Source organism: Cribrihabitans marinus, assembly GCF_900109035.1.
GTDB classification, from domain to species: domain Bacteria; phylum Pseudomonadota; class Alphaproteobacteria; order Rhodobacterales; family Rhodobacteraceae; genus Cribrihabitans; species Cribrihabitans marinus.
In genome coordinates, this window is the sequence record NZ_FNYD01000007.1 from 85,452 (window position 1) to 98,308 (window position 12,857).

Annotated in this window: 11 protein-coding genes; 2 read left to right on the forward strand and 9 right to left on the reverse strand. The window is 69.0% G+C overall.

Annotation, left to right across the window (positions count from 1 at the left end):
• The first annotated feature begins 4 nt into the window (after positions 1-4).
• Together phoU and phoB are read left to right on the forward strand one after the other, a co-directional pair.
• Complete coding sequence (phoU, locus tag BMX57_RS12660) at positions 5-703, forward strand: phosphate signaling complex protein PhoU (RefSeq protein ID WP_092367475.1); 699 nt, start codon at positions 5-7, stop codon at positions 701-703.
• Between the two features lie 5 nt (positions 704-708).
• On the forward strand, positions 709-1,398 hold the full coding sequence (phoB, locus tag BMX57_RS12665) for a phosphate regulon transcriptional regulator PhoB (protein WP_092367478.1): 690 nt from the start codon (positions 709-711) through the stop codon (positions 1,396-1,398).
• 6 nt (positions 1,399-1,404) lie between these two features.
• Here the strand turns inward: phoB and BMX57_RS12670 are convergent, their stop codons facing one another.
• The 9 genes from BMX57_RS12670 to BMX57_RS12710 all read right to left on the reverse strand — a co-directional run bounded on the left by BMX57_RS12670 (position 1,405) and on the right by BMX57_RS12710 (position 12,691).
• Positions 1,405-1,968, reverse strand: a complete 564-nt coding sequence (locus BMX57_RS12670; RefSeq protein WP_092367481.1) for a hypothetical protein — start codon at positions 1,966-1,968, stop codon at positions 1,405-1,407.
• Positions 1,969-2,073: 105 nt separating this feature from the next.
• Complete coding sequence (locus BMX57_RS12675; RefSeq protein WP_092367484.1) at positions 2,074-2,319, reverse strand: MoaD/ThiS family protein; 246 nt, start codon at positions 2,317-2,319, stop codon at positions 2,074-2,076.
• The gene (locus tag BMX57_RS12680; protein WP_092367487.1) at positions 2,312-4,570 is read right to left on the reverse strand and encodes a xanthine dehydrogenase family protein molybdopterin-binding subunit; all 2,259 of its coding nucleotides are present in this window, start codon (positions 4,568-4,570) and stop codon (positions 2,312-2,314) included. Before BMX57_RS12680 ends, BMX57_RS12675 begins: the two co-directional genes overlap by 8 nt.
• The gene (locus BMX57_RS12685) at positions 4,570-5,049 is read right to left on the reverse strand and encodes a (2Fe-2S)-binding protein (protein ID WP_092367490.1); all 480 of its coding nucleotides are present in this window, start codon (positions 5,047-5,049) and stop codon (positions 4,570-4,572) included. Before BMX57_RS12685 ends, BMX57_RS12680 begins: the two co-directional genes overlap by 1 nt.
• Positions 5,046-5,912 (reverse strand): FAD binding domain-containing protein, encoded by an 867-nt coding sequence (locus BMX57_RS12690; RefSeq protein ID WP_092367493.1) that lies wholly within the window; start codon positions 5,910-5,912, stop codon positions 5,046-5,048. Before BMX57_RS12690 ends, BMX57_RS12685 begins: the two co-directional genes overlap by 4 nt.
• 126 nt (positions 5,913-6,038) lie before the next feature.
• The gene (locus tag BMX57_RS12695; protein ID WP_092367496.1) at positions 6,039-6,818 is read right to left on the reverse strand and encodes an alpha/beta hydrolase; all 780 of its coding nucleotides are present in this window, start codon (positions 6,816-6,818) and stop codon (positions 6,039-6,041) included.
• Positions 6,819-6,949: 131 nt separating this feature from the next.
• A complete protein-coding gene (locus tag BMX57_RS12700) occupies positions 6,950-10,159 on the reverse strand; it encodes a reductive dehalogenase (RefSeq protein WP_092367499.1) in 3,210 nt (1,069 codons plus the stop codon).
• Between the two features lie 32 nt (positions 10,160-10,191).
• On the reverse strand, positions 10,192-11,463 hold the full coding sequence (locus BMX57_RS12705) for an NAD(P)/FAD-dependent oxidoreductase (protein ID WP_092367502.1): 1,272 nt from the start codon (positions 11,461-11,463) through the stop codon (positions 10,192-10,194).
• A 70-nt stretch (positions 11,464-11,533) separates the two neighbouring features.
• Complete coding sequence (locus BMX57_RS12710) at positions 11,534-12,691, reverse strand: acyl-CoA dehydrogenase family protein (protein ID WP_092367504.1); 1,158 nt, start codon at positions 12,689-12,691, stop codon at positions 11,534-11,536.
• Between the last annotated feature and the right edge of the window lie 166 nt (positions 12,692-12,857).

Here is a 12,857-nt window from a genome sequence, read left to right on the forward strand (position 1 = left end):
CGACATGAACACCAACCACATTCTCTCTGCCTTCGACCGGGATCTCGAAGGGGTTCAGGCCAAGGTCATGCGCATGGGCGGGATGGTCGAACAGGCCCTGCGCGACTCGATAACCGCGCTGCTGAGCCATGACATCGAGATGGCCGCGCGTGTGCGGCAGGACGACCGGGCCATAGACGAGCTGGACGAGGCGGTGAAATCCGACTGCGCCCGCATCCTCGCCCTGCGCGCGCCCACCGCCGTCGACCTGCGCGTCGTGCTGTCGGTGATCGAGATCAGCTCGAACCTGGAGCGGTGCGGCGACTATGCCAAGAACATCGCCAAGCGCACGCCTTCTGTCGGCGTCCAGCATGACATCATGGAAACCGGCACCGCGCTGCGACGGATGGCCGAGTTCGTGCAGGCCATGCTGAGCGACGCGCTGGACAGCTATATCCATCAGGACGAGGACAAGGCGCTGGACGTGATCCAGCGCGATGTCGAGGCCGACCAGATGTACAACACGCTGTTCCGCTCCTTGCTGACGCACATGATGGAGGATCCGCGCTCGATCGCCACCGCCATGCACCTGCATTTCATCGCCAAGAACATCGAGCGGGTGGGCGACCATGCCACCGGGATCTGCGAACAGGCGATCTATGTCCTGACCGGCGAGATGCCGCAGGAGCCACGCCCGAAACAGGACAGCACGACCCGGATGTGAGTGCCATGACCGACATCAGCCCCAAGGTCCTCGTCGTCGAGGACGAACCCTCGCAGCTCGAAGTGCTGGCCTACAACCTGGAGGCCGAGGGGTTCGACGCGATCCGCGCCTCTGACGGGTCCGAGGCGCTGCTGCTGGTGCGCGAAGAGGCGCCCGACGTGATCCTGCTGGACTGGATGCTGCCCGGCACCTCAGGGATCGAGGTCTGCCGCCAGATCAAGATGACGCCCGAGCTGAAATCGATCCCGATCATCATGATCTCGGCCCGGTCCGAGGAGGTCGACAAGATCCGCGGGCTGGAAACCGGGGCCGACGACTACGTCTCCAAGCCCTATTCGGTGCTAGAGCTGATCGCACGGGTCAAGGCGCAGCTGCGGCGGTCGCGCCCCGGAACGGTCGGCGAACGCCTGTCATTCCGCGACATCACGCTGGATGCCGAGACCCACAAGGTGTTCCGCGCCGGCAAGGAGTTGCGGCTGGGGCCGACCGAGTTCCGCCTGCTGACCACGCTGCTGGAGAAGCCCGGCCGGGTCTGGAGCCGCGACCAGCTGCTCGACCGGGTCTGGGGCCGTGACATCTATGTCGACACCCGCACCGTGGACGTGCATATCGGCCGCCTGCGCAAGGCGCTGGGCCGGGCCGGCGGGGCCGATCCGATCCGCACCGTGCGCGGCGCCGGGTATGCGCTGGGCTGAGCGGGATCAGTAGCGGCCCGGGCGGCTGAGGCTGAAAACGCTGGAGGGTAGCGACCGAACGACCGGATCCTGCGTGAACGAACGGTTGAAGCCGATCCGCGAGGCCAGCGGCAGAAGCGGGCAATTGCGCACCGGCAGCGCCAGGATCACGTAGAGGTGGTCGCGCCAGAGCCGCGGCGCGCGGATCGCCTGGCCCAGCTGCGGAACCGGTTGCGGGAAATCATAGACCGAAAACTGCGCTGTGCCGTTCAGGCTGCGCCCCGGTTGCAGCGCGCGATAGGGGCTTCGGAACCAGTCCTCGGGGTCGGCGGCGGCCCCCGCCGCGCGGCTCAGGGCGGTGTTGTCGCGGGCGCGAAACGGCTCGATCCGCACATCCGGCGCGTCGGGTGCGGATGGCAGGCAAACCGGCGCCTTGCCCTGGTTGCGCAGGGCGTAGTCGATCCGCACCTGACCGTCGCGGGCCACGGTCATGCCGCGGATTTCCAGGCTGTAGAACGGATTGGCCACGGCCCGGCCGGCCGGGATCAGACAGGCCAGGGCCAGGGAAATGGCGGGCAGGAGGCGGATCATGGTGAGGTCGGGTCCGAGGGATGTCGCTGGCGTCGGAATGCCCCCGCCGGCACCGGAATGCAAGCCGCGAGACCGCGCTTGGGCCGCGCAATCACGGCGGCGTGTTCAGCCGCCGCGCAATCGCTGCATCAGGTAGACCTCACTGCCCTCGGGCACCGGTTCGGTCAGGCTGCCGGCGATGATGCGCCCGTCGATGGCGACCGACACGCCGGCGTCAATCGCCTCCTGCAGGGCCGGATGGGCGCGGACCAGCGCATCGAGCAACTCGCCCACGGTCCCAGCCTCGACTTCGACGGATTCCTTGCCGTCGGCAAGGCCGCGCAGGCCGGACCAGAGATGGACCTCAGGCATCGCGGGCCTTGAGCGCGGCCAGCGTGCGCGGCGGCGACATCGGCAGGTGACGCATCCGCACCCCGGCCGCCGCCGAGACCGCGTTGGCGATGGCCGCGAGCGGCGGACAGATCGAGGTCTCACCGACCCCGCGCACGCCGAACGGGTGGCCCGGATTGGGCACCTCGACGATCACCGTGTCGATCATCGGCAGGTCGGAGGCAACCGGAATGCGGTAGTCGAGGAAACCCGCGTTCTGCAGCCGCCCATCCTCGCCATAGATGTATTCCTCGTTCAGCGCCCAGCCGATCCCTTGCGCCGCGCCGCCCTGGAACTGGCCCTCGACATAGGTCGGGTGGATCGCCTTGCCGGCATCCTGGATCACGGTGTAGCGCACGACCTTGGTGGCGCCGGTCTCGCGGTCGACCTCGGCATCGACGATATGGGTGGCAAAGCTGACGCCGGCACCCTCGGGCGTGGCCTCGAAATGGCCCGAGATCGGTCCGCCGGTCTGGCCCATCTCGGCGGTGATCTCGGCCAGCGGCAGCGGGTCGAAATCGCCGGCATTGGGGCCTGAAGGAACCGCACAGCCGTCTTCCCATTTCACCGCGTCCTCTGGGATCCCCCATTTCGCGGCGGCCCGCTGGCTGAGCTTGCGCACGGCATCCTTGGCCGCCTTGATCGTGGCAAGCCCGCTGGCATAGGTCACGCGGCTGCCGTGGCTTACGTCGTTGTATCCCAGGCTGGCCGTGTCGGCGATGGTCACGCGGATGTTCTCATAGGGAATGCCCAGCACCTCGGCCGCCATCAGCGCCATCGACGCGCGGCTGCCGCCGATATCCGGCGTGCCGACCATGAGCTGCACCGAGCCGTCCTCGGACAGCGCCAGCGACACGCTGGTTTCGCCGCCGTGGTTGAACCAGAAGCCACAGGAGATGCCGCGCCCCTGCCCCGGCTTGAGCGGCGCGGCGTAATGCGGATGCGCCTTGGCGGCCTCCAGCGTCTCGACCAGGCCGATCCGTTCGAACCGGGGGCCATAGCTGGCCTTGGTGCCTTCGCGCGCGGCATTCTTGAGCCGCACCTCAATCGGGTCGAGATCCAGCTTCCGGCACAGCTCGTCGACCACCGATTCAACCGCGAAGGCCGCCATCGGCGAGCCCGGCGCGCGATAGGCGGCCTGTTTCGGGCGGTTGGTCATCACGTCATAGCCGACCTGGTGCACGTTCTTCAGGTCATAGGGCGCAAAGGCGCACATCGCCGTCATGTCGCCGGGCGCACCGGGAAAGGCACCGCCCTGCAGGCGGAACTCGCCCTGGGCCGCGGTGATGGTGCCGTCCTTCTTCATGCCGACCTTGATGTCCATCGAGGCCGAGGCGGTGGGCCCTGTGGCCCGGAACACTTCGGCCCGGCTCATCACGATCTTCACGGGCCGGTTCGCCTTGCGGCTGAGCGCCAGCGCCACCGGTTCGATGAACACGGTGGTCTTGCCGCCGAACCCGCCGCCGATCTCCGAGGCGGTCACCCGCAGGTTCGCGGTCTCGATGCCCAGCAGCGCGGCGCAGGTCTTCTGCACGATCCAGTGGCCCTGGGTGCAGCACCACAGCTCGCCCTTGCCATCCTTGCCCAGCTGGCCCAGGCAGGCATGCGGCTCGATATAGCCCTGGTGCGTGGCCTCGGTCTCGAAACTGTCCTCGATCACCAGGTCGGCCTCGGCAAACCCGGCCTCGACATCGCCGTGCCCGCTTTCATGGCGCCGCACCACGTTGGGATGCATGTCGTCGGGCACCGAGAAATCGGCCGCCCCCTCGCGGATCACCGGCGCGTCCTGGCGCATCGCCGCGTTCACGTCGGTGACATACGGCAGTTCCTCGTATTCCACCTCGATCAGCTTGAGCGCGTCGCGCGCCGCCAGCGCAGAGGTGGCGGCCACGGCGGCCACCGCATGCCCGTCATAGAGCGCCTTGTCCCCGGCCATCACGTTTTCCAGCACGTTCCAGACCTCGCCGGCGAGGCCGGGCTTGAACGGGACCTCGGCGAAATCGGCTCGCGTGACCACCGCCTTCACGTCGGCCAGCGCCTCGGCCTTGGAGGTGTCGATCCGGACGATCCGGGCATGGGCGTGCGGGCTGCGCAGTATCGCGCCGTGCAGCATCCCTGCCGCGTTCATGTCCGCGCCGAAGCGGGCGCGGCCCGTTACCTTGTCCAGACCGTCGGGTCGGTCGGGGCGGGTGCCGACGAAACGAAACTCGCGCTTGCTGTCGTCCAGAGCCATCAGACGGCCTCCCTCATCTCGGCGGCCGTGTCCATCACGGCGCGGATTATCTTGTCATATCCGGTGCAGCGGCACAGGTTGCCGGCCAGCCAATAGCGCACCTCCTCCTCGGTCGGATCCGGGCTCTTCTCCAGAAGCGCCTTGGCCGCGACCAGGATGCCCGGCGTGCAGATGCCGCATTGCAGGGCGGCATGTTCGATGAACTTGCGCTGCAGCGGATGCAGCTCGTCACCCTGGGCGACGCCCTCGATGGTGCCGATCTCGCGGCCTTCGGCCTCGACCCCCAGCACCAGGCAGGAACAGACCAGCCGCCCATCGAGCGTGACCGAACAGGCGCCGCAGTCGCCGGTGCCGCAGCCTTCCTTGGCGCCGGTCAGGTTCAGCCGGTCGCGCAGGCAGTCCAGCAGCGTCTCGCGCGGATCGCAGAGGAATTCGGTCTCGTCGCCGTTTACGGTCGTCGTCACGTGAACCCGGCTCATTTCGCGTCTCCTTTCGCGCGTGCATATGCGAACCTGGCCGCGCGTCTGGCCAGAACACCCGCAACCTCGGTGCGGAAATCAACGGTGCCCCGCTTGTCGTCGATGGGGCTGCAGGCCGCCCGGGCCGCCGAGTCCAGCGCCGCCAGCGCGGCGTCATCCAGCGTGGTGCCGATGATGGCCGCGGCGGCGTCCTCCACCAGCAGCACAGTCGGGGCTACCGCGCCCAGTGAAACCCACGCCTCGGTCACGGTCTCGCCATCCAGCCGCAGGTTCACCGCCGCGCCGACAACGGCAATGTCCATCTCGGTGCGCGGGATGAACCGCAGGTAGGCGTCGCCGCCCCGGTCCCCGCGCGCCGGAACATGCAGGGCCGAGACCAGCTCGCCCTTGCCCAGAGAGGTCTTGCCCGGCGCGGTCGGAATCTCCTCGGCCGCGGCCTGCCGGGTGCCGTCGGGTCCGGTGATCGTCACACGCACCCCCGCGGCCACCATCGCCGGCACGCTGTCGGCGGCGGGCGAGGCGTTGCACAGATTCCCGGCCAGCGTCGCGCGGCCCTGCACCTGGGTCGAGCCGATCAGGTCCATCGCCTCGACCAACCCGGGCCAGTCGCGCCCCAGCTCGGCATGTTCGCGCATCTCGGCGCCGCTCACCGCCACGCCCAGTGTCCAGCTGCCGTCGGCGTTGCGTGTGATGTCGCGCGCGCCGGCGATCCTCTTGACGTCGATCAGCGTGTCCGGTGTCACCAGATCCGAGCGCAGCTGCACCAACACATCCGTGCCGCCGGCGAGAAACCGGGTCACGCCCTGCGCCTGCGCGGCCAGCGCCGAGGCTTCGTCGAAACTGGCTGGGCTGTGATATTCCATGATCCACCTCACGGCTGATTTCGGGTCATCTCCATCCGGAGTCGGCTGGAACCTAGACCAGTGTTACCCGCGCGTCCATGCGCCCCGTGCGAAAGTCTCACGCTCCCGCCGCACTTGGCCATCGAGTCAGTCGGGCGCGCCCAGAAAGGCCTCGGTCAGGGGCGAGCCGGGATCGCCCAGCCCCTCGATGATGGTGAAGTGGTCGTGATCCGGTTCAAAGGTGTTCGGCGCGGCCCAGGCCTCCGAGATCAACCGGGTCTGGCGCAGCAGTTCGGGCCGCTCGCAGGCGCCACACCAGAACCGCACGTCCAGCCCGTCGCGCGGACGGCGCAGGGCGGGGCTTTCGGCCTCGGCCTCGGCGGTGTCCAGTTGCAGGATCTCGTTCATGCGCGTGCCCAGAAGCGGCCGCAGGTCGTGGATGCCGCTGACCGAGACCACCCGTTCCAGCCGCCCCGGCACCGGCCCGCCCTCGCAGGCCATGCGCGACACCAGGTGGCCGCCGGCGGAATGCCCGATCAGCCGCACCGGCCCCGGCACCAGTTCGGCCGCAAAGCTTACGGCGGCGGCGATCTCGCGCACGATCTCGCCGATCCGCATCTCCGGCGCCAGGGTATAGCCGGGCACCGCCAGCGCCCAGCCGCGCGGCAGGCAGCCGGTGGCGAAATGCGACCAGACGTTCTTGTCCAGCATGTGCCAGTATCCGCCATGCACGAACACCGCCAGGCCGCGCACTGTGCCCTCGGGTCGGAACAGGTCCAGCCGGTTGCGCGCGCCCGGGCCATAGGCGATGTCCAGCTCGCCGGCCTCCACCCGGACGGCGCGCGCCTGCGCCGTCCACCGTTCCAGCATCGCGGCGGCGCCGGGAACGTATCCGGAATTGTCGAAAGCGTCGTCCCAGTCGATCATCTTGGTCCTCCCCTTGCACTCGTTATCGCGCCGGGGCCGCCCCGTGTCCACGGGATCCCGCGTTCATCTGGCCCGAAATACCTCGGGGGGGGAGTCGCCGCCAGGCGACAGGGGAGCGCCCCCATGCCCGGTCAGAGGTCGATTTCGACCACGCCACCGGGCTCCGCCGCCCGGCTCTGACACAGGATGATCGAGGTCTCGCGCTGCGCCCGCGACAGAACGAAGTCGCGATGCTCCACCGCGCCCGAGACCAGTCCGCAGCGGCAGACGCCGCAGATCCCGTCCGAGCATTTGACGTCCACGTGGATCCCGTGCGCATTGAGCACCTGAGCGGCGTCCTTGTCGGCCGGCACCGCGATGTCCCGGCCCGACCGCGCGAGTCGAAGGGTGAAGGGGTGGTTCTCGTAGTCCGGCTGCTCGGGCACCGAGAAATACTCCAGGTGCCGCGCCTCTTCGGGGAAGCCCTGGCGCGCGGCGGCCTGCATCGCCGCATCCATGAACCTGTCCGGTCCGCAGGTATAGACATGCCAGCCAGGCCGATAACCAGAGAGCACCGTATCCAGATCGGCACGGGTGCCCTCGTCCGAGACGTGCAGCTGAACCCTTTCCGCCCAGGGAACCGCCGCCAGGTCGTCCAGATAGCCCGCCGCGGCGCGGCTACTCACCGCGTAGTGCAGCGTAAAGGACCGGCCCAGCGCGTGCAGCCTGTGGGCGAAGGCGATCATCGGCGTGATGCCGATGCCACCGCCCAGCAGGATCGTGTGGGTGGCGTCCTCGACAAGCTCGAAATGGTTGATCGGCCTGGAGATGAAGACCTTGCGTCCCGGCGTGAAGATCCGGTGCAGCAGCTGCGAGCCGCCCCGCCCCGGCGACTCGCGCAGCACCCCGATCTGGTAGCGCGTCCGGTCGGCGGGATCGCCCGACATCGAGTATTGCCGCAGGAATTCCGGCGCCACCAGCACGTCCAGATGCGCCCCTGCGGTCCAGTCCGGCAAGGCCTCGCCACCGGGGCGCGCAAACTCGTATTTCGTCACGTCCGGGCTCATTGCCGCGGCCCGGACGACCTCGACCTGCATCACCGGCGCGTCGCCGCTGATCGTATAGCGATGCACCACGCTGTCATCGCCGGCGGCCAGGCGCGTCTTGTATTCCTCGGCGCTGACCAGGGCCTTGTAGGCGGCGATCCCCGCCTCGCGGTCCATCGGGAAGGGCCAGGGCCAGGGGTGCGGGGCCAGCGGCGCGGGATAGACGGCCAGCGTCTGGTCCTCGAATTTCAGGTCCAGGTCGCGTTGCAGCCCGCGCCTGTTGACCGGGTGCTCGGTGGGCCGGTAGGCGCCGTCCTCCTGCAACTCCAGATCCCACCACCAGGTCTTGATCTCGTTCAGCCCGCCGCGCCCCAGCGCGTCGTCCAGCCGCGCCAGCGCCGGGGCGGCGGCCGGGACATTCATCGCCGCCCAGCGCACCGGGCGTTCGGAAAACAGCCCCTCCAGGTTCCACGGGCAGGTCTTCATGCAGCGCCCGCACATCGCCCCGCCCTTGGTGGTGATCCGGTAGGTGGCGCATTTCTGGCTGTCGGATTTCCAGATCTCGTAGCCGTTGAACATCCGCTTGGGCCCGGCGGTGATCGCACCCGAGGGGCATTCGCGGGCGCATTTGTTGCAGGCTTCGCAGAACCGTTGCAGGCCGAAATCGATGGGCCGGTCGAAGGCCATCGGCATGTCGGTGGTCACCGCGCCCGATTTCAGCCGCGGCCCCAGATAGGGGTTCAGGATCACCTCGCCGATGCGGCTCACCTCGCCCAGCCCGCTGAGCAGCAGGAGCGGCGGCTGCAGCACCTCGCCATCCATCACCGTATGCGCCTTGGCGCGATAGCCCAGGTTGCGGATCTGCTGCGCGATGACGCCGCCCAGCAGCGAAAAGCGCAGATAGGCGCGCATCGACTGCGACACCGCGATCCAGTCGTCGCCGCTGGACCCCTCCATCGTCTCATAGCCCTGGTCGACGATCATGCTGACCGCCGCGCCGTGGCGGGGCGCGATCGGCTCGCCCGCCGCGTCGTGGGAATACCAGGCCCAATCCGGGCAGCGGCTGAGCCCCACCGCGTCGATGCCCAGGAAATAGCTCGCGGCCTTGAGGTTGGCGGCATTGCGCGCGGCGTCCGAGGGGCGCGGACCGGGGGCGCTGTCGCCGTCCTGCAGCAGGACAAAGGCGCCCAGGGCCCGGCGCTGCGCGAAACTGGGGGCCGCCTTGCGCACGTAGTGCCCGCCCCTGGCCTGCTCCTGCACGTTGGGCCCCATGTCGCCAAAGAGCGCCCGGGCGAACATGTCGGTGCGTTTGGGCACGCGCGCGACATTGGCCTCGTCGATATAGGTGGTGGGCGTGTCCACCCGTTTCAGCCGCTCGAACGGGTGGGCGCCATCGGCATAGCGGCGGGTGGCATAGGGGTCGCGGCTGACCGCGCCCTTGGCGGTGCCCGCGCCCAGCCACCAGCGCGGGCCGTTCATCCGCAGGCGCGGCTGCTCGGACATCGGCGCCAGCGGCCGGTCATGGACAAGAGTCATGTCGGTGGTCACGGCGGCCAGCCCGAACCGGGTGCCCAGCCAGGGCGCCACCAGGGCACCATCCTCGGCGGTGGCCAGGCCTGCGGCCACCACCAGCCGGTTCAGGTCGACATCTGTGGATGTCGGCGTGTGCGCCCGCGCGTCCCGGCCCAGCAGCCGGATGTAATTGGCGATCACCACCGCCGTTTCGGTGGCGCGCAGGCAGGCGCGGTGGTCCTGCGCGTCGAGGATCCAATCACTGCCGGGCTCGTCGGGGTCGGGATCCCGGTGATGCTCGTAGAGAAAGACGATCGCATGGGAATGGGTCGCGATCGGGCGCGGCTCGGCCTCCATGCTCTCCTTGAGGTCGGCCATCACCAGGTCGATGCCCGAGGCCAGGGTCTTGGTCTGCCGCGTCCTGAGCGCATGGGCCAGCCGGTCGATCTCGGGATTGCGGCGCGGCGCGCCCAGACGCGCGGCAGCCGGCACCGGGCCGATCCCCACCATCGAGGCGTCGCAGAAATAGCCGAAGGCCTTGAGGTGGTTGGCGCGCTCCTGCGGATCTGCGGGGATCTCGGCGCGGGCCGGGTTGACCGTCCCGTCGCGGATCGCGTCCATCATCGCCTGGAACTCGCCCATCGCGTTGACGATGCTCTCGGGGCGTTCGGGGCGGTTGAAACTCAGCTGCGGCATGGGCGGCACGCTGCCCGGTGCCGCCGAGTCGCGCCGCGCCAGCCGCTCCAGCGGATAGGGTCCCAGGTGCACCGGGCGCTTGCGGGTCGAGAACAACCGGATGCCCATAGCACCCCCTCCCTTGCTGTCGCCGGCCCGGCTCAGAGCCGGGCGCCGACCAGATGGGCCAGCGTGGCGCCGGCTTCGAAAAACACGCTGCGCGCCGTGGTCAGGCGCTCGGCGTGGCTGTCCACCACCGGAACCGGCAGGCCCGAATCGCTGCCGCCGAGCAGGCTTTCGGCCATCGCCTTGCCGAACAGCGTGCCCGGGGCGATGCCGCGCCCGGAATATCCCTGCACGGCCAGCGCGTTGGGGCCGGGCCGCGTCAGCTTGGGCAGGTGGTCCGAGGTCATGGCGATCCGCCCGCACCATCCCTGTTGCAGCGGCAGATCCGCCAGATCCGGGAACAGCCGGGCCAGCTTGCGCCGCGCCCAGGCGGCGTGGATCGCGCCGGCGGCATGGCCCGGATCGCCCATGCCGCCTAGGATCAGCCGCCCCGCCGCGTCGGTGCGGAAGGACGACATCACCAGCGCGGTGTCCCAGCAGCCCTCGCCCCCTGGCAGGATGCGCTGGCGCTGGTCCGCGCTCAAGGGCGCGGTCGCGTATTGAAAGAAGTTCACCCTGGCATGTTCTGCCGCCGATCCCTGCAGATCGGTCTGATAGGCGCCGGTGGCGCGGATCACCGCCCCGGCGCGGATCTCGGCCCGCGGGGTGACGATGCGCCAGCTGTCGCCGTCGCGGTTGATGGACAGGGCCGGGGTCGTGGCGTGGATCTGCACCCCCGCCTGCCTTGCCGCCCGGGCCAACCCCTGCGCATAGGCCAGCGGCTGTATCGTGCCGGCCCTCGGGTCGAACAGCGCGCCGTGGACCGCCGGGCTGCCGGTGCGGGCCTGCGCCTCAGAGGCCGACAACAGCGTGACCGGCGCGCCACCAGCGGTCAGCTGCGCGTGGCGCCGGTTCAGGTCGGCCAGTCCCGAAGGGGCATGGGCGCAATGCAGCGTTCCCGCGCGCACCGGCTCGCAGGCGATCGCGTGCCGGTCGATCAGGTCAAAGACCAGGTCCGGCGCCCCGGCCAGCAGCGCGATCAGCCGGTCGCCGTCCTCGTCCCCCAGATGCGTGCGGATGTCATCGGGCGGCAACCAGAGCCCGGCATTGACCAGGCCCACGTTGCGCCCCGACCCGCCATGCCCGATCTCCCGCGCCTCGACCAGGCAGACCCGCGCGCCGGCCCGGGCCGCGTGCAGCGCCGCCGACAACCCGCTGAACCCGCCGCCGATCACCGCCAGGTCGGCGCGCGCATCCTCGGTCAGCGGCGGCGCGTCCACCGCTTCCCGGCTGGTCACATGCCAGAGATTGTCCGCCTGTGTCGTCACCCCTGCCAATCCGAAACCCGTTTCAACTGCCTCTTGGCATGGCACGGGGCCACCGGTGGATCAAGCGGCCTCAGACGTCCAGCGACCGGGCGATCAACTCCTTCATCACTTCGTTGGTGCCGCCATAGATCATCTGCACCCGCGCGTCGGCATAAAGACGCGCGATCGGATATTCCATCATGTAGCCGTAGCCGCCGAAGAGTTGCAGGCATTCGTGCATGACCTCGTTCTGGGCCTGGCTGCCCCAGTATTTCGCCATCGAGGCGGTGGCGGCGTCCAGCTCGTCCCGCTCGACCCGGGCCACGCAGTCGTTGACGAAGCTGCGCAGCAGTTCGGCCTTGGTCTTGCACTCGGCCAGCTTGAAGCGGGTATTCTGGAAATCCATCACCCGCTGGCCGAAGGCCTTGCGCTCCTGCACGTATTTCACCGTCTCGGCGATGGCGAAATCCATCGCGCCCAGCGCCATGATGGCGATGGTCAGCCGCTCCCACGGCAATTGCTGCATCAGCTGGTAGAACCCCTGCCCCTCCTCCGGGCCCAGCAGGTTGGTCATCGGCACCTTTACATCCTCGAAGAACAGCTCGGCGGTGTCGTTGCCCTTCATGCCCAGCTTCTTGAGGTTGCGCCCGCGGCGGAAGCCCTCGGCGCCCTCGGTCTCGACCGCGATCAGCGAGACGCCCTTGGCGCGCGCGTCCTTGTCGGTCTTGGCCACCACGATCACCAGATCGGCGCTCTGGCCGTTGGTGATGAAAATCTTGGAACCGTTGAGGCGATAGGAATTGCCGTCCCTCTGGGCGGTGGTGCGCACCGCCTGCAAATCCGACCCGGTACCTGGCTCGGTCATGGCGATGGCGCCCACCATCTCGCCCGAAACCAATGGTGGCAGCCAATTCGCCTTCTGCTCGTCGCTGCCATAGGCCACGAGATAGTGCATCACGATGGACTGGATGCCGAAGCCCCAGCCGGCATCGCCACGCGCGGCCTGTTCATAGAGCGTGACCGCGTCGAACCCCAGCCCGCCGCCGGATCCGCCGTTTTCCTCGGCGATGGCGCCCCCCATCAGCCCGGTCTCGCCCGCCTTGCGCCAAAACGCGCGGTCGACGACCCCGGCCTCAGTCCAGGCGTCGATGTTGGGAACAAGCGCGTCATCCATGAAACGGCCCGCCATGTCGGCGAACATCCGGTGCTCGTCCTCGACCCAGGCGGCATTGGGGGTGAATAGCGGCATGCGACCTCTCCTATGGCGGCGATGGCTGGATCCTAGCGCCAAGCCGGGGCCGGCCAAACCGTGACGTGGCGTTGCGGGTGGCGGCGTCCCGAGCAACGCCACGCCCCAGGGCCCCCGGCGGTCCTGCCGTGCGTCCCAAAATTGCAGGCCGGCTCTGTATACAGGG